General features: G+C 65.8%; 14 protein-coding genes. 10 read left to right on the top strand and 4 right to left on the bottom strand.

Annotated features, from left to right (window positions below):
- The first annotated feature begins 113 nt into the window (after nucleotides 1–113).
- The 7 genes from QDT69_RS36925 to QDT69_RS36895 all read left to right on the top strand — a co-directional run bounded on the left by QDT69_RS36925 (nucleotide 114) and on the right by QDT69_RS36895 (nucleotide 10,760).
- Nucleotides 114–953, top strand: a complete 840-nt coding sequence (locus QDT69_RS36925; protein WP_279711374.1) for an aldo/keto reductase — start codon at nucleotides 114–116, stop codon at nucleotides 951–953.
- 258 nt (nucleotides 954–1,211) lie between these two features.
- Complete coding sequence (locus QDT69_RS36920; RefSeq protein ID WP_279711375.1) at nucleotides 1,212–2,171, top strand: DMT family transporter; 960 nt, start codon at nucleotides 1,212–1,214, stop codon at nucleotides 2,169–2,171.
- Nucleotides 2,172–2,378: 207 nt separating this feature from the next.
- On the top strand, nucleotides 2,379–6,620 hold the full coding sequence (locus tag QDT69_RS36915; RefSeq protein WP_279711373.1) for an autotransporter domain-containing protein: 4,242 nt from the start codon (nucleotides 2,379–2,381) through the stop codon (nucleotides 6,618–6,620).
- Between the two features lie 118 nt (nucleotides 6,621–6,738).
- On the top strand, nucleotides 6,739–7,821 hold the full coding sequence (locus QDT69_RS36910; protein WP_279711372.1) for a zinc-binding dehydrogenase: 1,083 nt from the start codon (nucleotides 6,739–6,741) through the stop codon (nucleotides 7,819–7,821).
- Between the two features lie 174 nt (nucleotides 7,822–7,995).
- The gene (locus QDT69_RS36905; protein ID WP_279711371.1) at nucleotides 7,996–8,754 is read left to right on the top strand and encodes an SDR family oxidoreductase; all 759 of its coding nucleotides are present in this window, start codon (nucleotides 7,996–7,998) and stop codon (nucleotides 8,752–8,754) included.
- Nucleotides 8,755–8,758: 4 nt separating this feature from the next.
- The gene (locus tag QDT69_RS36900; protein WP_279711370.1) at nucleotides 8,759–10,018 is read left to right on the top strand and encodes an FAD-dependent oxidoreductase; all 1,260 of its coding nucleotides are present in this window, start codon (nucleotides 8,759–8,761) and stop codon (nucleotides 10,016–10,018) included.
- Between the two features lie 73 nt (nucleotides 10,019–10,091).
- On the top strand, nucleotides 10,092–10,760 hold the full coding sequence (locus QDT69_RS36895; protein ID WP_074128493.1) for an amino acid ABC transporter permease: 669 nt from the start codon (nucleotides 10,092–10,094) through the stop codon (nucleotides 10,758–10,760).
- A gap of 171 nt (nucleotides 10,761–10,931) precedes the next feature.
- Here the strand turns inward: QDT69_RS36895 and QDT69_RS36890 are convergent, their stop codons facing one another.
- Both QDT69_RS36890 and ppk2 read right to left on the bottom strand, forming a co-directional pair.
- On the bottom strand, nucleotides 10,932–11,810 hold the full coding sequence (locus tag QDT69_RS36890) for a transporter substrate-binding domain-containing protein (protein WP_050629626.1): 879 nt from the start codon (nucleotides 11,808–11,810) through the stop codon (nucleotides 10,932–10,934).
- A 330-nt stretch (nucleotides 11,811–12,140) separates the two neighbouring features.
- Nucleotides 12,141–13,100, bottom strand: a complete 960-nt coding sequence (gene ppk2 / locus QDT69_RS36885) for a polyphosphate kinase 2 (RefSeq protein WP_279711369.1) — start codon at nucleotides 13,098–13,100, stop codon at nucleotides 12,141–12,143.
- A 147-nt stretch (nucleotides 13,101–13,247) separates the two neighbouring features.
- On the opposite strand from ppk2, the gene QDT69_RS36880 reads away from it, so the two are divergent.
- Nucleotides 13,248–14,420, top strand: a complete 1,173-nt coding sequence (locus tag QDT69_RS36880) for a fumarylacetoacetate hydrolase family protein (protein WP_279711368.1) — start codon at nucleotides 13,248–13,250, stop codon at nucleotides 14,418–14,420.
- Nucleotides 14,421–14,578: 158 nt separating this feature from the next.
- On the top strand, nucleotides 14,579–15,964 hold the full coding sequence (locus tag QDT69_RS36875) for a cytochrome P450 (RefSeq protein WP_279711367.1): 1,386 nt from the start codon (nucleotides 14,579–14,581) through the stop codon (nucleotides 15,962–15,964).
- A gap of 419 nt (nucleotides 15,965–16,383) precedes the next feature.
- Here QDT69_RS36875 and QDT69_RS36870 read toward each other — a convergent pair whose 3' ends face one another.
- Nucleotides 16,384–18,075, bottom strand: coding sequence for a Spy/CpxP family protein refolding chaperone (locus QDT69_RS36870; RefSeq protein ID WP_279711366.1), 1,692 nt, complete (start codon nucleotides 18,073–18,075; stop codon nucleotides 16,384–16,386).
- Nucleotides 18,076–18,613: 538 nt separating this feature from the next.
- Nucleotides 18,614–19,075: an Lrp/AsnC family transcriptional regulator gene (locus QDT69_RS36865; protein ID WP_024579268.1), complete on the bottom strand. Its 462-nt coding sequence runs from the start codon at nucleotides 19,073–19,075 to the stop codon at nucleotides 18,614–18,616.
- A 131-nt stretch (nucleotides 19,076–19,206) separates the two neighbouring features.
- Between QDT69_RS36865 and QDT69_RS36860 the strand changes: the two genes are divergently transcribed.
- The gene (locus tag QDT69_RS36860) at nucleotides 19,207–21,573 is read left to right on the top strand and encodes a transketolase (protein WP_279711363.1); all 2,367 of its coding nucleotides are present in this window, start codon (nucleotides 19,207–19,209) and stop codon (nucleotides 21,571–21,573) included.
- Nucleotides 21,574–21,722 lie beyond the last annotated feature (149 nt).

Raw genomic sequence — 21,722 nt, 5'->3', positions numbered from 1 at the left:
CTTCGCCGGGACGACGATGTGGTGACATCGAACGGAGCGTTGATATCGACGATGTGGAGACATCATCGCCCGTTTCCTTTATCGTCTGCGTGGCTCCAACGAACGAGGCGATCGTGCAGACAAAAAAATTCGGCAACAACGGCCCGCAGGTTTCGGTGATCGGGCAGGGCACCTGGTATCTCGATCGCGGTGACCGCAAGGCGGCCGTCGCTGCGCTGAAGCGCGGCATCGATGCCGGCATGACCCATATCGACACCGCCGAAATGTATGGCGACGCCGAGCTCGTGATCGCGGATGCGATCGGCGGCCGGCGCGACGAGTTGTTCCTGGTCTCGAAGGTGCTGCCGAGCAACGCCTCGCGGCGCGGCACCATCACCGCCTGCGAGCGCTCGCTGAAGCGGTTGAAGACCGATCGGCTCGATTGTTACCTGCTGCATTGGCGCGGCACCTATCCGCTCGCCGAGACGGTCGCGGCGTTTGACGAGTTGATCGCCGCGGGCAAGATCCGCTCCTGGGGCGTCAGCAATTTCGACGCTGATGATCTCGACGAACTGCTCGAGGTCGCAGGCGAGGGGAATATTGCCTGCAACCAGGTGCTTTACCATCTGCGGGAGCGCGCTATCGAGCATGCCGTGATCCCGTGGTGCGAGCAGCACGGCGTGGCCGTCGTCGCCTACTCGCCGTTTGGCCACAATGATTTTCCGTCAGCATCGAGCAAGGCCGGCGTGGTGCTGCAATCGATCGCGCAGGCCTGCAAGGCGACGCCGCGTCAGGTGGCGCTGAGCTTCCTGACGCGGCTGCCGTCAGTGCTCGCGATTCCGAAGGCGTCGAACGTGGACCACGCGGCGGAGAACGCGGCAGCTGGTACGCTCAAGCTCAGCGGTGACGAACTCGCCGCGCTCGACGCGGCGTTCCCGCGCGGGCCGAAACCGCGCTCCTTGCCGATGCTCTGAACTGAGCGCGTCACACAACAATCCAGCGTTCCCGCAAGTTCGCGGGATTCACGACGCCCGCTCCACACATGAGTTAACAAACTGTTGCAGGTGCGGCTGTATTGCGGCCGCGGCGGGCGGTCGCGCCTGCTGACGCATATCGGAGTCCCGTTTTCGGGCATTGTTCTCGCAGCGGAATTGGCGTTCTGTAGGACAGCAGATTCCCCTTATTTCGCCTTCGAGATTGCCGTGACACCGCCCCCCGCCGTAGCCGCCAGGCTGGACAGCGTTCCCCTTTCATTGCCTGCAAGGACGTCCGCAACGCGCAAAGTGCCTGCGCGCACCGACCGGCCGTTCAAGGGCATTGCGCTGATCCTGCTGTCGACGGTGTTTCTCGGCACCTCCGACGTCACCGCAAAATATCTCTCGTCCTCGCTGCCTTCGATCGAGATCGCCTGGATCCGCTTCCTGGTGTTCGCGCTGATCATGACGCCGGCCATGCTGCCGGGCACGCCGCTGTTCGCATTGCGCAGCAGCCGTCCCGGCCTGCATGTGCTGCGCGGCGCCGCGCTGCTCGGCTCCTCCCTGATCTTCATCACGGGGCTGGGCTTCCTGCCGATCGCCGAGGCCTCGGCGACGAGCTTCGTCTCGCCGCTGTTCGTCACCGCGCTGTCGATCGCCTTCCTCGGCGAGAGGGTCGGCATGCGGCGCTGGATCGCGACCGCGGTCGGCCTCGCCGGCGTGTTCATCATCCTGCGGCCGGGCACCAGCGCCTTCCATCCCGCCGCGGTCTTCCCGATCGTCTCGGCGCTGGCCTGGGCCGGCACGCTGATCCTGACGCGTATGATGAGCGGCAGCGAGCGCCCGGTCACCGTGATGACCTATTCGTCCATCGTCGGCGTCGCCATCGTCAGCGCGCTGATGCCGTTCGTCTGGGTCACGCCGAGCTGGCACGACATCATGTTCGGTATCCTGATCGGCGTTGCCTCCACGGTCGGACAGTGGATCGTGGTGCTGGCGTTCCGCTATGGCGACGCGTCGGTGCTCGCGCCGTTCTCCTACACGCAGTTGCTCTGGGTCAGCGTCCTCGGCTTCCTGATCTTCGGCGAGGTGCCCGACCGCTGGACCATCCTCGGCGCCGGCTTCATCGTCGCCTCCGGCCTCTACACCGCGCATCGCGAGCGCATCCGCCGCTCGCAATTGCTGGATGTGGCCAGCGAGCCGTCGCCGAACGCCTGACAATACGTATCTATTTTACAACAGCTGCGCTTTATCGGTGCGAACACGGGCTGTGCGCCACGGTCGTGCACGGCCTGAGAAGACGCGTCCGCCGCGAATTGCAACATAGCCCATTCAGGTTAAGCCGCGTCCGCGCGGCGCTATCGATTTGGGGCTGGGGCAATGCCGGAGTGGGGCTGCGCGCGAATCCGTCTGCAAGGCTGGTTGATGGCCGCGGTCATCCTCTCAGCGGGTCTATTGGCAGTGCCAGCCCTCGCACAGAACGGCGGCGTTGGCGGCGAGGGTGATTATCAGTCGACGGGACAATATGGCGGTGCCGGCGGCGTTCCGGGCGTCAACGGTGGGGTCGGCGGCGACGGCGGCGCGCCGAACCGGTCATGCGCATGCACCGGGGGTGGCGGTGGTGGTGGCGCTGCGGGAGCCGCCGGAGGTGCCGGCGGTCCCGACGGTAATCGCGGAAGCGGCGGCGCCGGCGGTGCGGCCGGGCTGGATGGCACCGCGGGAACGGCCAACTCGGATACGGCCAGTGGCGGCGGTGGCGGCGGCGGCGGCCTGAGTGGAACGACAGCTGCGAGTTTGAACAATACCGGAGTCCAGTCGGGCGGTAACGGCGGCAAGGGCGGCGACGGTGGTGTCAACACCTCGATGCCTTCAAATCAAGTCGCTGGCGGTGGCGGCGGTGGTGGCGCGGGTGGCGCCGCGGTCGTCATCACCGGCGCCGGGACCCATTCGAACAGCGGCAGCATCACGGGTGGCAATGGCGGCGCGGGCGGCGCAGGGGACGTCGGTGGCAGCGGCGGCGACGGCGGCACCGGCATCGTCGTCACGTCGCCGGGCGTAACGATCAGGAATTCCGGCTCGATCTCCGGTGGCGCCGGCGGTAGCGGCGGCGCACAGGTGTCCGATATCTACTCGAATCAAGGCGAGCCGTCCACCGGCGGCACGCGGGGGAAGCCCGGTGCAGCAGGCACGGGCGGTTCCGGGATCGTCGGTGGCGGCTTGACCATCATCAACAGCGGAACGATTACCGGCGGCGGTGGCCCGGGCGTGCAGGGCAACGCGATCGGCTTCACCGGCGGTGCCAATACGCTGACGTCGAGCGGCGGAACGCTGTCCGGCAATCTCGGCATTGCCAATGGCGTCGGCGCCAGCCTGACCTTCCTGCAGACCAGCGCGGCCGGCGCCACCGGCGATGTAACCATCTCTGGCATCACCGGCCTCACGGGCAGCGCCACTGACGCCTCGGTTGCGGTCAAGCTGGACGGCGGGCGCTCGCTGATCATCACCGGCGCCAGTACCTACACCGGCGGCACCTCGGTGAGCGACGGATCGACACTCGTCCTCCGTAACAGCAATGCGCTTGGCAGCGGCACGCTGACGATGGGCGAGACGCTCGCCGGGCTCACCAAGCTGATGCTGGACGGCAACGGCTTCAACATCGCCAACCGCGTCGTCATCAACAGCGATCCTGTCATCACCGTCGCGGCCGGCACCACCAACACGATGTCGGGGCCGATCAGCGGCGCCGGCGACATCGTGCTCAACGGGGGCGGCACGCTGGTGCTGTCCGGCGCCAATACATACACCGGCGGCACCACGATCTGCGGCACTGCGTGCGGCATTGCCGGCGGCAGCAGCGTGCTGCAAGTCGGCGTCGACACCGTGGGTACGCCGGGCGCGATCGTCTCGTCGGCGATCGGCACCGGCCTGCTCACCTTCGATGGCGGGACGCTGCAGGCCGGCGGCAACTACACGGTCGCGAACAACGCACAGATCAATGCCACCGGCGGCACCATCGATGCCAACGGATACACCTTCACTTACTCGGGCAACATTGGCGGCGCCGGTGGACTGTCAGTGCTGGGCGCTTCGGCCTTCCTCGGCCGCGTGGTCTTGACAGGCTCCAACACCTATGCCGGCGGCACCACGATCTGCAATTGCGCAACGCTGCAACTCGGCGACGCCAGCCACACCGCCTCGATCGTCGGCGAAGTCACTGTCAATGGCAGGTTCGAGATCGTGAACGCCAACACGGCGGGCATCACCAAGATCGTCAACGACGGCTCCAACGGGTTCGGCAGCACGACGTTCCACAATTCCACGACGGCGTCGACGGCCGTGATTGTCAACCGGAATTACGGCGCCACGGTGTTTCGCGACAGCAGCACTGCGGGCAATTCCACCATTACCAATGGTAACAACGGCGGTTCGCAGTTCTTCGAATTTTCGTCGGCGGCGTCGGCGAAGATAACGACGTCCGCCACCGGCTATCTTGCGTTCTTCCAGAACAGCACCGCGGCGAACGCGACCATCGACAACAGCGGCCTGACCTATTTCGGCACGTCGAGCTTCAGCTCGACCGAGGCGCCGACCGCGGGCAACGCGACGATCACCAACCGATCCGGCGGTTCGCTGATCTTTGACGCCTATGCAACGGCCGGCAACGCCACGATCACCACCGCGAGCGGCGCCAGCGTCAAGTTCGTCGGTAATTCGACCGGCGGCAACGCGCAATTCATCACCCAGGGAACTGGCTATGTGGACTTTGGCGGCAGCCTTGGACCGAACGGCGACGGCCGCATCACGGCAGGCTCGATCGCGGGCTCGGGCATCTACTATATCGGCGGCGGCAATACACTCACGGTCGGCGGCAACAATCTCTCGACCAATGTCAGCGGCGTGATCGCCGATGTGGATCCCTGCGGCTGCGGCCCGGCCGGCCCCGGCAATCTGGAGAAGACCGGCAGCGGCACGCTGACCTTGTCGGGCGTCAACACCTATACCGGCACCACCGTCGTCAACGGCGGCGTCCTGCAGATCGACGGCTCGATCGTGTCGTCGAGCTCGGTGACGGTGAATTCAGGTGGTGCGCTCACAGGCATCGGTACCGTCGGCAATACGACGATTGCAAGCGGCGGCATCCTGCTGCCCGGCAATGCAGTGCCGGGCACGTTCCTGAACGTGGCAGGTAATCTCGCCTTCCAATCCGGTGCGCTTTATCTCGTCGGACTCAATTCCTCCGCGTCGACATCAGCCAGGGTGACCGGCACCGCGACGCTGGCCGGCTCGGTCGGCGCCAGCATCGTTGCCGGCAGCACGATCGCCAGGCAATACACCATCCTGTCGGCGGCCGGCGGCCGCAGCGGCACCTTCGCCGGCGTCGATTCGACCGGGCTGCCGTCGGGTCTGGTCGCAACGCTCGGCTATGACGCGAACAATGCCTATCTCAACTTCGCGCTCGATTACGGCGCAACATCGAAGCTCAACGTCAATCAGGGCAATGTCGCCACCACGCTGCAGAATTTCTTCAATGCCAATGGCGGGATCAACTTGATGTATGCCGGGCTGTCGCCGAATGGCCTGACGCAGGCCTCGGGCGAGGGTGCGACCGGATCGCAACAAGCGACGTTCAACGCAATGAACCTGTTCCTCGGGCTGCTGACCGATCCGTTCGTCGCTGGGCGCGATGGCGGTGTCGGTGGCGGCGCGGGCGCCGTGCCGTTCGCCGAGGAGAGCGCAACGCTGGCCTATGCGGCGCGCAGCACCGAGCCGCGCGATGCGCTGGCTGCGATCTATGCCAAGGCGCCGCCGCCGCAACTCGATTTCGCGCAGCGCTGGAGCGTCTGGGCGGCCGGCTATGGCGGCTCGCAGAGCACCAGCGGCAATGCGGTGCTGGGTTCCAACAACACGACGAGCAGCGTCTATGGCACCGCGGTCGGCGCCGACTATCGCTTCTCGCCGAACACGATCGCCGGTGTTGCTCTCGCCGGCGGCGGCACCAGCTTCGCCACCAACGGTCTCGGCTGGGGCCGCTCCGACCTGTTCCAGGCTGGCGCCTTCCTGCGCCACAACATCGGTGCCGCCTATCTCAGTGCGGCACTCGCCTATGGCTGGCAGGACATCACGACCGACCGCGTCGTCACTGCTGCGGGCACCGATCGTCTGCGCGCCAACTTCAATGCCAATGCGTGGTCGGGCCGGCTCGAAGGCGGCTATCGGTACGCGACGCCGTGGCTGGGGCTGACGCCGTACGCGGCCGCCCAGTTCACCAGCTTCGAGCTTCCGGCCTATGCGGAGAGTGTGGTCTCCGGCGGCGGCGCCTTCGCGCTGAACTATGCGGGCAAGAGCGTCACCGATGTCAGGAGCGAGCTCGGCCTGCGCACCGACAAATCCTTCGCGGTGGATGGCGGCCTCATGACGCTGCGCGGCCGCGTCGCCTGGGCGCATGACTTCAACCCGAGCCGCAGCGCCGCGGCCGTGTTCCAGGCGCTGCCCGGCGCGGCGTTTGTGGTCAACGGCCCGGCGCAGGCCAGCGAGGCCGCGCTGACCACGGCTGCGCTCGAGATGCGGTGGCGCAACGGCTGGTCGGTGGGGGCGACCTTCGAAGGCGAGTTCTCCAGCGTGACCCAGTCCTACGCCGGCAAGGGTGTTATGCGCTATACGTGGTGACCCTCCATGCTATAGCGTCCTGCAACGAAAGCCTGCCGCGGATTTGATCCGCGACAGCGCATTTCGCGGGACGAAATACGCATCAAAATGAGTGGGACAAAACCCACGCGGAGGAAACATGCGCGCAGCGATCTTCAGAAACGGCGAGATCGTCGTCGATCAGATGCCGGAGCCGAAGCCGGGCGCCGGCCAGGTGCTGGTCAAATCGCTCGCCTGCGGCATCTGCGGTTCCGATCTGCACGCGCGCAAGCATGCCCACCGCATGGTGGAGTTGAGCAAGTTCCTGCCCGGCCGCACGCCGATGGACCTGTCCCGGGACGTCGTGTTCGGCCACGAGTTCTGTTGCGAGATTCTCGATTATGGTCCGGGCACCACGCGCAAGCTGAAGCCCGGCACGCGTGTGTGCTCGCTGCCGGCGCTGCTGACGCCGGAGGGGCCGAAGGGCATCGGCTATTCCAACGATTATGTCGGTGCCTATGCCGAGCAGATGCTGCTCAGCGAGCCGCTGCTGCTCGAAGTGCCGAACGGCCTTTCCGCCGAGCATGCCGCGCTCACCGAGCCGCTTGCGGTCGGTGTGCATGCTGTGGCGATGGCCAACATCAAAGGCGGCGAGGTGCCGCTGGTGATCGGTTGCGGGCCGGTGGGTCTTGCGGTGATCGCGGCGCTCAAGATCAAGGGGCTCGGTCCGATCGTCGCCGCGGATTATTCGCCGGCGCGGCGGCTGCTCGCCGAGAAGATGGGCGCCGATGTCGTGGTCGATCCGGCGAAGACGCAGCCCTATGCGAGCTGGGCCGAGCACGCCCAGATGACCGAGGCGGAGAAGGCGGCACGACCGCCGATGCAGGCGCTGCTGCCGCCGCTGAAGCCCGCGCTGATCTTCGAATGCGTCGGCGTGCCCGGCGTGCTGCAGCAGGTGTTTGAGGGCGCGCCGCGCAGCGCCCGTGTCGTCGTGGTCGGCGTCTGCATGGAGACCGACAAGTCCGAGCCGATGCTCGGCATCATCAAGGAGCTCAACGTCCAGTACGTGCTCGGCTACACGCCGGAGGAGTTCGCCTATTCGCTGCGCCTGATCGCCGAAGGCCAGGTCGATGCCGCCTCGCTGGTCACCGGCCGCGTCGGCATCGACGGCGTCGCGCAGGCGTTTGCCGATCTCGCCAATCCCGAGGCGCACACCAAGATCCTGGTCGAGCCGTGGCGGTGAGTTCGATCTTGTAGGGTGGGTTAGCGAAGCGTAACCCACCATCTTCTCCGCGGCGCGAAGTCGGTGGGTTACGCCTCCGGCTAACCCACCCTACGGATCGGCGCTCGGCGCGCGCAAATTTGCATTTCGCGGCACCGAACCTATAGTTCGCTGTCCTCTGAAAGCATCCACCTCATGCGCGTTTCAATCATCACGGGAGGCGGCTCCGGCATCGGCGCCGCGGTCGCGCGCCGGCTCGCCGGCCCCGATCAATCCCTGATGCTGCATGGCCAGGGCACTGATGCCGCCGGCCTCGCGCGGCTGAATTCGGTTGCGGAGGAGTGCCGCGGCAAGGGCGCGAAGGTTGCGGTCTCGACCGGCGATCTGGCCACAGCCGGCGCGGGCACGGCACTGGTTGAGGCGACGCGCGCCGCGTTCGGGCCGATTGATACGATCGTGCACGCCGCGGGCTTTGCCGACCGGCGCGAATTCGCCAGCCTGCCGCGCGAGGCGCTGGAGCGCGCTTTTGCGGTCATGGCGGCGGCATTTCATGAAATCGCGGCCGCCGCGCTGCCTGACCTCACGCGCGGCGCGCAAGGCCGCGTCGTCGCGGTCTCCAGTTTCGGGCCGCATCGCTTCGTGCCTGGTGCGACCTATCCGGGATCCGCCGCCGCGAAGGCCGCGCTCGAAGTGCTGGTAAAGTCGCTGGCGATCGAGTTCGCCGCATCGGGCGCCACCTCCAATGCCGTGATGCCCGGCTATACCCGCAAGGACCCCGGCCTGTTCGGCGCGCTGGATACCGCGACCTGGGAGCGGGTGTCGAAAGCCAATCCGATGCAGCGGCTGGCCGAGCCCGACGAGGTCGCGGCCGTCGTCGCGTTCCTGCTGTCGCCGGACGCGGGTCACATCACCGGCGCGACGCTGCCGGTCGATGGCGGCCTGACCTTGATGTGACGGCATGAGCGAGGGCACGCCAGCACAGCAGGTCGATGTCGCCGTGCTCGGCGCGGGCATGGTCGGCGTCTCGGCGGGCCTTGCCGCACGGCGGCGCGGGCTCTCGGTTGTCATCGTCGACCGCCGCGAGCCCGGCAGCGAAACCTCCTACGGCAATGCCGGCATCATCTCGTCCGGCTCGATCCTGCCGTTGAACACGCCGGCGCTGCTGAAGAACCTGCCGAAATATCTCACCAACACGCATCCGGCGCTGCGCTGGAATCTTCCTTGGGCGCTCGGCAATGCCGGCTGGGTGATCCGCTTCCTTGCCGCCGCGACACCGTCGCAGACCAAGCCGCGCGCCGCCGCGCTGCACGGCCTGATCGGGACGTCGCTGACGCTGCATCGCGACTGGATCGTGCAGGCCGGCGCCGGCCATCGCATCCGCGAGACCGGCTGGCTGAAGGCGTGGCGCGGTGACGGGCTCGCGGCCGTCAAGGCCGAGCAGGCGGCGCTTGCCGAGTTCGGCATCCAGAGCGAGGTGCTCGATCGCCAGGCGATCTCCGCGCTCGAGCCGAACATCATCCCTGCCTATAGCGTCGGCCTGCTGCACACCCAGACGGCATCGGTCGATTCACCGGGCGGGGTGGTGAAGGCCTATGCGCAGTTGCTCGCCTCTGGGGGCGGGGCGGTGCGGCAGTCCGAGGTCCGGCGGATCGCGCCGCAGGGCGACGGCTGGCGCGTGCAGCTTGCCGACGGCGAGATCGCCGCGCGCCATGTCGTGGTTGCGCTCGGCCCCTGGTCGGCCGAGCTGCTGCGGCCGCTCGGCTACCGCGTGCCGCTGGCATTCGAGCGCGGCTATCACCAGCATTTCGTGCCGAACCCGGCACGCAAATTGTTGCGGCCGATCCATGATGCGGAGGGCAGCTTTCTGATGACGCCGATGGAGCAGGGGATTCGCGTCACCAGCGGCGTCGAGCTCACCGCGCGCGACGCGCCGTCGAACTATGCGCAGCTCGAATCTGTCGTGCCGATGGCGCGCAGCGTGGTCGAATTCGGCGAGGCGGTCGGCGAGCGCTGGCGCGGCGCGCGGCCGACGCTGCCCGACAGCCTGCCGATGATCGGCGCGGCGCCGCGGCATCGCGGGCTCTGGCTCGCCTTCGGCAACCAGCATATCGGCTTCACCACCGGCCCCGGGACCGGCGCCGCGATCGCGGCGATGATCGCGGGCGATGCGCCGCCGTTCGACGCGACGGCATTTTCACCGGGCCGGTATATCGCGTGACTCGCGCGAGGCCGCCTGCGATGCTGGGGCCGCAAGCCACGCGGAGGGGAACGCGCGGCAACCGAGGGGCAGGATGAACTACGTCTGGGATTTCGGAATCCTCGCCAAGTACAGCCATCTGTTCTGGCTCGGACTCGGCTGGACCATTGCCTACACCATCGGAACCATCATCCTGGGAACGCTGATCGGCCTGATCGTCGGCATGCTGCGGCTGCGACGCATCCCGGTGATCGACTGGCTCCTGATCGCCTATATCGAAACCTTCCGCTGCACGCCGCTGCTGGTGCAGATCATCTGGTTCTACTACGCCTTTCCGGTGGTGATCGGCGTCAACATCCCGGCGCATGTCGCAGCCGTCAGCGTGCTGTCGCTCTATGGCGGCGCGTTCTATGCCGAGATCGTGCGCGGCTCGATCGAGAGCGTGCCGGTCGGGCAGTGGGACGCGGCAAAGGCGCTCGGTTTCCGCGGCTGGCGCCTGATGCGGCTCGTGATCCTGCCGCAGGCGCTGAAGCCGATGATGGCGCCCTATGTCAACCAGTCGGTGACCCAGCTGAAGAACACCTCGCTGGTCTCGATCATCGCGGTGCCCGACCTCGTCTACAACGCGACGCTGATCAATGCCGACACCTACCGGCCGCTCGAGGTCTACACCATCGTCGCGCTGATCTATTTTGCCATCCTGTTCCCGTCGACGCTGGTGGCGCGCCGGCTGGAGCGCGGGCTGACCTACGACAAGGTGTGATCTTTCTTCTCCCTCGCCCCGCTCTTGCGGGGAGAGGGTTGGGGTGAGGGGCTGCTTCCGCGAGTAGCGATCGCCGTGAGACCTGTACCCCCTCACCCGGGTCGCATCTGTCGATGCGATCCGACCTCTCCCCGCAAGCGGGGCGAGGTAAGAAACGATCGCAGCGCTAGTTCAGATATTCAGCTCCACCGGCACGTCCTCCGGCTTGACGCCGGCGAGGCCGAGGCCCTTGACGAACCATTCGCGCATCTGGCCGATGCCGCGGTTGTAGTCGATCCAGACCGAGAGGAAATCGCGCCAGCGCTTGTCCTGCTCGCGCCGCACCGCGGTGCCGCTCGCGATCGTCACCGAGGGCGAGGCCAGGATTTTGTAGGTACCGAGGTTCGGATTCTTGGCGATCGCGGTCAGCCCGAGCACCAGCGCGTTGACCACGCAATCGACGCGGCCCGACGACATTTCCAGCATCACCTCGTCGCGCGATTTCAGCGACTTGATGGTGGCATTCGGCGCAAAGCGCCGCGCCACGGCCTCGTTGGCCGAGCCGACGTCGACCGCGATCTTGACCTCGGGCTTGTTGATGTCGGCCCAGGTCTTGGCCTCGAGCCCCTTCTTCAGCATCGCGCCGAACGGATGCGGGAACACGAGGTTGGTGAAATCCACCACCAGCGCGCGCTGCGGGGTCGGGTTGAGGGCAAAGCCGAGGTCGATCTTGTTCGCCTGCAGATCCAGAATCGAATTGCCGTAGGTCGATTCGACATATTCCAGCTTGACGTCGAGCAGTTTTGCCAGATCGTTGGCCATCTCGATCGAGAAGCCGGACCAGGTGCCGGTGGCGAGGTCCTTGTTGAAATAGGGCAGCTCGCCCGGCAGCACCGCGATCCGCAGCACCTTGTTGGCGCGGATGCGATCCAGCGTGTTGTCGGCTTGTGTCTGCGCCGCGGCTGGGGTCGCCATCGCGGCCGCGAGCGCCGCGCCGCTGCCGATCCCGAGCGCATAGCGCAGCGCGTCGCGGCGATCCTCAGAAATCTTGATGTCGTCGGATTGAGTCAAGCGGGCCTCCCTGCACCAGATCGCCGAAGCCTAGCGTCGGGTTCCTGTGCCAGCAAGGGCGCGCACCTGCACCATTGGTAGGCATGGCGAAGAGGAGATGCCATCTCTTCACCTCGCCCCGCTTGCGGCCTGGCTATCGCACATCGCCTGCCTTCGCCGGGGCGCACCATCAAAAAACTCGAAAACAACCCCATGCAAAGGAGCCGGCCGCGTGCCGGCAGTCGACACGGCAACTTGACATGTCGGGCAAATCAGGGGCATTATTCTATTATTCCGAAAATGCGCGGCGTGCCTCCCCCCGTAAGAACGGGAAGAGGGGAAACGACCGGATCAATACCGTCCCGGCACGTACATCTCCGATGGGATCGGGCCGCGGTGATAGTCGGGGTTGCGCACCCGCGGCGGCAGCACCACCGGTTGGTGGGTGACGTGCTGATAGGGGATCTGGCTCAACAGATGCGAGATGCAGTTGAGCCGGGCGCGCTTCTTGTCTACGGCATCGACGATCCACCACGGTGAGTCCGCCAGATGCGTGCGCTCCAGCATCGTCTCCTTGGCCTTGGTGTAGAGCTCCCAGCGGGTCCGCGCCTCGACGTCCATCGGGCTCAGCTTCCACTGCTTCAGCGGATCCTGGATCCGCATCGAGAAGCGGAACGCCTGTTCCTCATCGGTGATCGAGAACCAGTATTTCAACAGGATGGTGCCGGAGCGGATCAGCATGCGCTCGAATTCCGGCACCGAGTTGAAGAATTCCTCATACTGCTCGTCGCTGCAGAACCCCATCACCTTCTCGACGCCGGCGCGGTTGTACCAGCTGCGGTCGAACAGCACGATCTCGCCGCCGGCCGGCAGATGCGAGACGTAGCGCTGGAAGTACCATTGCGTGCGCTCGCGCTCGTTCGGGGCCGGCAGCGCCGCGATGCGGCAGACCCGCGGGTTGAGCCGCTGCGTGATGCGCTTGATGACGCCGCCCTTGCCCGCGGAATCGCGGCCCTCGAACAGCACCACGACCTTCTTCTTCTCGTGCTGCACCCAGTCCTGCAGCTTGACCAGCTCGCCCTGCAGCCGCAGCAATTCGCGGAAGTAGAACTTGCGGTCGATCGACGGCTTTCCGGCCCCATCGTGCTCGAGTTCGTCGAGCCTGATGTCGTCGAGCTCGAGCTCGAGTTCCTCGTCGAGGCTGTCGGCCATCTCCTGATGGATGCGGGCGCGCAAGGCTTCCTCACGAGAGGCTTCGTCGCGCAAAGCTTCCTCGTGGGAGACTTCATCGGTGAGGTGGGGAGCGGTCATGAAGGTCCGTCTTTCAGTGTGCTAGATCGATCGACGGGAGCATTGACGGGCGATGTTACCCCTCTATGACATTGCCATGACCACTGTTTCACGCCGGTGCCGCGGCTGTGCTAACAAGCGCCAACAACACGAAAATGGGAGTTGCCGATGATTTCGCTCACACCAAGAGACGTCCTGCCGGAGGACGGCACCGCCGGCACGCTGGTCGGTCGGGTCTGGCTGCCGCAGGCGGGCGGGCCGGCCGTGGCCGCGGTGCGGGTGGACGGCGTGTTCGACGTCACCGCGCGTTTCCCGACCGTGAGCGCGCTGTGTGAGGAAGCCGATCCCGCAGCCGCATTGCGCGGCACGCTCGGCGAGCGGATCGGCGATTTCGAAACGATCCTCGCCAATACGCCGCCAGACGCCCGGGATGCGACAAAGCCGCATCTGCTCGCGCCGGTCGACTTGCAGGTGCTGAAGGCCGCCGGCGTCACCTTTGCGATCTCGATGCTGGAGCGCGTGATCGAGGAGCGGGCGCGCGGCAATCCGTCTTCGGCGGACGCGATCCGCAAGGAGGTGGTGCGGCTGGTCGGCGACGATCTCTCCAAGCTGAAGCCGGGCTCCGAGCAGGCGATGCGGTTGAAGCAGGTGCTGATCGATCAGAACGCCTGGAGCCAGTATCTGGAGGTCGGCATCGGCCCCGACGCCGAAGTGTTCACCAAGGCGCCGACGCTGTCGTCGGTCGGCACCGGCATGGATGCCGGGCTGCATCCGAAGTCGACCTGGAATAATCCGGAGCCGGAGGTCGTGCTCGTCGTCTCCGGCGCCGGCAAGATCGTTGGCGCGGCGCTCGGCAACGATGTCAACCTGCGCGACTTCGAGGGCCGCTCGGCGCTCCTGCTGTCGAAGGCCAAAGACAATAACGCCTCCTGCGCGATCGGCCCGCTGCTCCGGCTGTTCGATCAGACCTTCGCGCTCGACGACGTCAGGAAGATGGATGTCGGCCTGACGGTGACGGGTACGGATGGCTTCGTGCTCGAGGGCCATTCCTCAATCTCCAAGATCAGCCGCGACCCGACCGATCTCGTCGCCCAGACCATTGGTCCCGTACATCAATATCCCGACGGCTTTGCGCTGTTCCTCGGCACGATGTTCGCGCCGGTGAAGGACCGCGACGCCAAGGGCGAGGGCTTCACCCACAAGCGCGACGACATCGTCACCATCGCAGCGCCCCAGCTCGGCAAGCTGGTCAACCGGATGCGGGGCAGCAACGAATGCGAGCCGTGGACGTTCGGCGTCGGTGCGTTGATGAAGAACCTGGCGCAGCGCAAGGTGCTGTGAGGCAGAGCGTCATGCGTAGGGTGGGTTAACCCGCCCTACGGCCTCGGTCGCAGCAGCCGGTTAGCATGCCCGTCGGTTCAGGCTTGCCGGCTTGGCTTAGGAACCCACAGCCACGTCTTCCTGTTATCGTCCGCGGGCAGACCTGATCACGGTGGCCCATGCTGCGCCGCGCAATGGAGTATTGTCCGCCCGTACCGCATCCTCCGCCAAGCCGGCTGGGATTTCTCGAACTGCTGATCCGGCTGAGGCGGAATCCGCTTGAGTGCTGGAGCGCGGATTTCTTTCAGCAGCCCATCGTCAAGCTCCGCCTGCCATTCACCGACGTATTCGTGGTTCATGACCCGCACGCCATCAAGCGCGTGCTGATGGATAATTGGAGGAATTATCCGAAGGACACGATCCAGCGCCGCATCCTGTCGTCCGGACTGGCCGATGGTTTGCTGAGCGTCGACGGAGAGCGTTGGGACGTGCAGCGGCGAACGCTCGCTCCGATCTTCGCGCGCCGTACCGTCACCTCCTTCACGATGCCGATGCTGGTTGCCGCCAACGAGCTGTCGGCGAAATGGGCCACGATGGGATCCAATGCCACGCTCGATGTTGCCGCCGAGATGACGCTGGTCACGCTGAACGTGCTCGCACTGACGATTTTCTCTGACGGCATCGGCGGCGATCTCGACGAATTCCGGATGGCGATGAATGCCTATTTCAGTGTGATCGGCCGCATCGGCGCGCTCGACCTGCTCGGCGTGCCCAAATTCGTGCCACGCCCGGGCCATCGCCGCCTGCGTGCGACGATGGCCTACTTCGACACCGTGATCGACCGGATTGTCGCCACCAGATGTCGAGGACATGCGGTCCCGGTCGACGGCCCGGCCGATTTGCTGACCCTGTTGTTGCGTTCACCGGATCCCTCGACCGGACGGCAGCTTAGCCTGAGCGAGATTCGCTCCAACATCCTCACTTTCCTTTCCGCGGGACACGAGACGACGGCAAACACGCTCGCCTGGTCGATCTTCCTCCTGTCGCAGTCGCCTGAATGGCGGTCGCGCGTCGTGGCGGAGGCCGAGCGGGAACTGACCAATCCGGCCGATGATCTCGTCGAGCGGCTGATCGTGACGAGGGCGGTGATCGAGGAGGCGCTGCGTCTTTATCCGCCGATCGCTGCACTCAGCCGGACCGCGCGCAAGGCCGACAGGCTGGGCGATCTGGCGGTCGGCGCGGGCTCCCTGATCGTGATCGCGCCCTACGTCCTGCATCGCCATCGCAGGCTATGGAGCCGCCCCGACGCGTTCGATCCATCGCGCTTCCTGCCGGAGGTGCGCGGCGCAATTCCGCGGTTCGCCTATCTGCCATTCGGGGTCGGGCCGCGGACCTGTATCGGCGCGTCGTTTGCCTTGCAGGAAGCCACCATCGTGCTCGCTGTCCTGATGCGCGATTTCGAGATGAGGTTGCTGCCGCACGCCGACGTGCAACCGCTCCAGCGCATCACGCTGCGTCCGGCTCACGGGCTGCCGATGGTGATCAGCCGGAGATCTGCGCTGTAGCAGGCATTGCGCTAGTATTGTCGTTCGAGTCCGCTTGCGCGCGCGGATGTGCTAGTGTCTGCCGCAGCGGGTGACATTGTCGAACATGTTCAGAAACCTCAGCGGAAGATAGATCGTACGTCGCAACTTGCGCGCGCTACGCGCGGAAAAATTTTGGCAATCATTTTTTCCTGTCTGGTGTGATCTGCTTCACGCACGTTGGTGCGTTATCCGCTTCAGCATGATGGCTCGGCGCGAACAGAGGGAGTCGCGGACATGAGCAAGCAGCCAGCAAATGGAATGCCGGAGTGGCTCACGACCGACATGCTCGTGATTGCCGTCTCATTGGCGATCATCGTGATTGGCATCTGGATCGCGCCGTAGCGCGCAGGCGGCACCGCGGAAGGTGGTGCCGCCAATGCGAGAGGCGATGGCGAGCCTTACAGGCCCATCATACGGAAGATCATGCCGCCGATATTCGGACCGTGACGGTGGTGGCGGCGATGATGACCTCGCGGCGGTTCGTCGCCGCCGGCGGCGGCCATCGCGCTCCTGCCGCCGTCGCGCTCGGGGCCGACCGCATCGAACGCGGCCTTCTGCTCGTCGCTGAGCGAACTGTAGAAGGTGTCGAGGGCCGGGCGTACCGTCCCGATCGCCTGGAGCATGGCGTCGAGTCTTGCTCCGACCGCCGCAAGGCGTGCCGGTGGCGTGCGCGCGTCGGCGGGCGGACAGGACGATTTCAACGTGTCCTCGGCCTTTGTCGCCGCATCCCGCAAGGCGTCGAGGCTCGCCCGCTGTGCGTCGGTCGGCCTGACGTCGCGTTCGATGACGTCGCCGGGCCATGCGATGGCGGCCGGTTGCGCCGTGTTGCAATTGCCGCTGCCTGACGTCGCTTCACGCCTGCTGCGTTGATCTGCCGCCAGCGCGGTCACCTTGGCTTTCTGGTCGTCGCTGAGCAGCCCGTAGAATTTCTCCAGCGCCGGTTGCAGGATGCCGACCGCCTCGCGCATGGCCTGGAGGCGCTGCTGCATCGAGGCGAGACGGCTCGGCGCGGTCAACGGCACGTCCTTGGGGCATGAATTGAGAATGGTCTCGGACGCCTTCTGCGATGCGCTGGCGAGTTCGTCGAGCGCAGCGCTCTGCTCGGCGTTGGGCTGAATGGCGCTGCGGAACTGCTCGATCGGGAAGCCCGCGATATCGCTTCTGTCGCTGCCGCACATGTCGGCAAGGGTCGCGGTCTGAGCGGGGGCGCGGGATCGGCCTGTGACCTGCGGACGCGGACCGGCGTAGCCGGGCAGATAATAGGCATAGCCGCTCAAGGCATCGTAGTCATACGGACCGAACAGGCCGGTATAGATGTCGTTGTAGCCATAGTCCCAGAAGTACGGGTCGTAGTCGTCGCCCCACCAGGCATAGTCGTAGAGATCGTAATAGGCGTAGGGCCAGAACACCGGGCCGATCCAGCCGAAACCGCCATGCGGATGGCGCCACCACCAGCCGCCATGATTGCTGTGAATTCCCCAGGCTGCGCCGGCGGCAGCCGTCATGACCGCGGCGCGCGCCGCCGGGTTGCGCAAGCCGCCCGGGCTGCGCAGGGCGGCCGTAACCGGACGCGAGGACAAAGTGCGGCCAACGGCGCTGGCGTTGCGACGCATCGCGGCGGCCGAGGGTGCCCGGCGGCCCGCGGCTACGCCGTGCGAGATCGCCGGATTGCGGCTGACCGCGGGGCCGTGGGTCATGGCCGGATTGTGGGCGGCATGGAATTGCCGCGCGCCGCCGCTGCGCCCCATTCTTGTCGCGGCATGGGGCGCCGCATGAATGGTATGGAAACCGCCCGCGCGGGCGCCGCCGCCATGAAAGCCTCCGCCGTGGAAGCCACCACCACCGCCATGGAAGCCGCCCATCGCCCCGCCGCGGAAACCACCGCCACCACCGTGAAATCCGCCGCCGCCGCCGTGGAAACCGCCGCCTCCACCGTGGAAGCCGCCGCCACCGCCGCCATGAAATCCACCACCACCGCCGCCATGACCTCCGCCGCGGGCCGCCTGCGTGGGATCCGCAAGCAGCGTCACCGATGCTGCGGCCGCGAGAACTGCGATGAGTGCCAACCATGGATGTTTACGGCGAGCCATGTTCGTTCTCACTTGTGTCAAAACACTCAATAATGCCTGACACCAACACGCCATGTTGCCGCTCGGTTCCCGCCGCGCCGCGAATTGCACGCAACTCTTTGCGGGCCGATTGTTCCGCGCTGCGATCGGCACCCGCCTATCCCTGAGCCCTTTGTTCGAGAGAGGGCGGAACGAAGAGCAAAGCTCGGACGATTATGTCGCGAGAACTGCTTATTCATGACCACCGGCCGCGCAACATACTCGGTGTCGTCCCTGCGAAAGCAGGGACCCATAACCGCGAATGATGATTGTTGCGCGATGTCGGAACGACGATTCTCCCTCAACAACATCGGCCGCGGAGTATGGGTCCCTGCTTTCGCAGGGACGACGCCGGAGACAATCTTGTCCCTAACTGCATCTGCCATCGCCCGGCTCGACCGGACGATCCAGTACGCCGCGCCACCTCGGCTCAAGCACCGCTGCCTCTGGAATACTGGATCACCCGCTTTCGCCAGGACGACACTGTGGGGTGGCGCGGTTCGGCTCACCAACCACACACCTACACCGGCAGCGCCGTCGAATACTTCACCTGGCTCAGCGCAAAGCTCGACTCGATCGAGGCGATGCCGTCGAGCCGGGTCAGCTTGTTCTTCAGGAACGCCTCATATGAGGAGAGGTCGGCCGCGACCACGCGCAGCAGATAGTCGCGGTTGCCGGTCATCAGATAGCATTCGAGCACCTCGTCCCATTTCGAGATCGCGCGCGCGAAGCGATTGAGGTCTTCCTCCTTCTGCCGCGCCAGCTTGATCGAGATGAAGACCGAGACATGCAGCCCGAGCGATTTCTGGTCGACGGTTGCGATGTAGCGAGAGATCACGCCGCGCTCCTCCAACAGCTTGACCCGGCGGTGGCACGGCGACACCGACAGCCCGACCTTGTCGGCGAGCTCCTGCATGGTCATGCGGCTGTCGGTCTGGAGCAGACTCAGGATCTTGCGGTCGATGGCATCGAGAGCAGGCATTGGTATGAACTCGCAGGTTAAGGCCGGATTGTGGGAATTTATCCCAATTTTTCCTGTGCTGTCGCGTGGAATTGAGATTTTCGGCGACCGGCGCGGCAGTAACATCTGCAAATATCGCTGGGAGCATTGCCATGGGTATCGCGCCTGAACGCCTCGACATGCTGTCTGCTTTGGCCCGCAAGGTGCTTTGGCTGTCGTCGTGGACCATCCATCACGCCAACCATGTCAGGCCTTCCAGCGACGGGTTGAAGGTCGGCGGCCACCAGGCATCGTCGGCCTCGCTCGCCAACATCATGTCGGCGCTGTATTTCTCGGTGCTGCGTCCGCAGGACCGCGTCGCGGTGAAGCCGCATGCGAGCCCGGTGTTCCACGCCATCCAGTATCTGTTCGGCCACCAGACCCGCGACAAGCTGGAGAATTTCCGTGGCTACAAGGGCGCGCAGTCCTATCCTTCGCGCACCAAGGATGTCGACGATGTCGACTTCTCCACCGGCTCGGTCGGCCTCGGCGTGGCGCAGACCTTGTTCGCCTCGCTGGTGCAGGACTACGTCAAGGCGCATGGCTGGATGCAGGACCGGCCCGAGGGCCGCATGATCGCGCTGGTCGGCGACGCCGAGATGGACGAGGGCAACATCTTCGAGGCGCTGCTCGAGGGCTGGAAGCACGGCCTGCGTAACACCTGGTGGGTGGTCGACTACAACAGGCAGTCGCTCGACGCCGTGGTGCGCGAGGGACTGTGGGCCAAGTTCGAGACCATGTTCCGCAATTTCGGCTGGGACGTGGTGATCGTGAAGTACGGCAAGCTGATGCTGGAGGCGTTCGCCGAGCCCGGCGGCGAGGCGCTCAAGCGCTGGATCGACAATTGCCCGAACCAGATGTACGCGGCGCTCTGCTTCCAGGGCGGTGCCGCGTTCCGCAAGCACCTGCGCGACGATATCGGCGACCAGGGCGACGTGTCGGCCCTGATCGAGCGCCGCAGCGACGACGAGCTGCTGGCGCTGATGTCGAACCTCGGCGGCCACGACATGGCGAGCATGATCGAGGCCTTCGAGGCGGTCGATCATGATCGGCCGGTCTGCTTCATCGCCTACACCATCAAGGGTGTCGGCCTGCCGATGCAGGGCCACAAGGACAATCACGCGGGCCTGATGACGGTGGCGCAGATGGAGAAGTGGCGCACCGCGCAGAACATCCGCACCGGCCACGAGTGGGACAAGTTCGAGGGCCTGACGCAGGAGCCCGCGAAGCTCGAGGCCTTCCTGGCCGAGGCGCCGTTCAATCGCGAGGGGCGCCGCCGGCTCTCGGCGCCTGTCATCGACGTGCCGGAGCGGCTGGCCTTCAAGGCCTCGGCGCAGATGTCGACCCAGCAGGGCTTTGGCCTCGTGCTGCATGAGCTGGCGCGCGGCGACAGCGAACTCGCATCGCGCATCGTCACTGCATCGCCCGACGTCACCGTGTCGACCAATCTCGGCGCCTGGGTCAACCGCCGCGGCCTGTTCGCGAAGGCGGAGAACCACGATCTGTTCCGGCAGGAGAAGATCCCCTCCGCCTACACCTGGGAATATTCGCCTGACGGACAGCACCTCGAGCTCGGCATCGCCGAGATGAACCTGTTCATTATGCTCTCGGCGCTCGGCCTGTCGCACCAGATCAACGGCGCGCGGCTATTGCCGGTCGGCACACTGTACGATCCCTTCATCGAGCGCGGCCTCGATGCCTTGAACTACGCCTGCTACCAGGACGCCCGCTTCATGGTGGCGGCGACGCCGTCCGGCATCTCGCTGGCGCCGGAGGGCGGCGCGCATCAATCGATCAAGACGCCGCTGATCGGGATGGGGCAGGATGGGCTCGCCTCGTTCGATCCGGCTTTCGTCGATGAACTTGCCGTGATCATGGGCTGGGGCTTCGGCCACATGCAGCGCGAGGGCGCCGAGGGTGGTTCGGTTTACTTGCGACTCTCGACGCGAACGCTGGAACAGCCGCAACGGATCATGACGCCGGACCTGCAGCGCGACATCACCGACGGCGCCTACTGGATGCGCAAGCCGGGCCCGAACTGCGACATCGTCATTGCGTATACCGGCACCGTCGCGCCGGAGGCGATCGAGGCGGTCGGGCTGATCGGCGAGAGCCACCGCGATGTCGGTCTCCTGGCGGTAACCTCTGCCGACCGGCTCTATGCGGGTTGGTCCGCCGCGCGGAATTTACGGCGCGACCGCCGCGGCGCGCAGCATTTGAGTCATATCGAGCGCATGCTGGCGCCGCTCGGCCGCGACTGCGGCATCGTGACCGTGATCGACGGCCATCCGGCAACGCTCGGCTGGCTCGGCAGCGTGCGCGGCCACCGCCTCGAGGCGCTCGGCATCGAGCATTTCGGCCAGACCGGCACGATCAGCGACCTCTACCGGCACTACGGCATCGACGCCAACGCCATCATCGATGCGGCGGAAAGCGTCTCGGCCGGCGCCCCGGTGCGGCATCGCAAGATGGCGGTGTAGTCTCACCCTCCCCTGGAGGGGGAGGGTCGTTGCGCATGAAGCGTAGCGGAAATGCGCAACGGGGCGGGGTGACAGTCTCTCCTCATCCAACAGTACCTGAGTTGAGAGATCACCCACCCCGTCTCACATTCGCTTCGCTCATTGTGAGC

Origin of the sequence: Bradyrhizobium sp. CER78, assembly GCF_029846235.1 — a bacterium.
Classification (GTDB): domain Bacteria; phylum Pseudomonadota; class Alphaproteobacteria; order Rhizobiales; family Xanthobacteraceae; genus Bradyrhizobium.
This window is presented reverse-complemented; position numbering and strand designations above follow the sequence as displayed.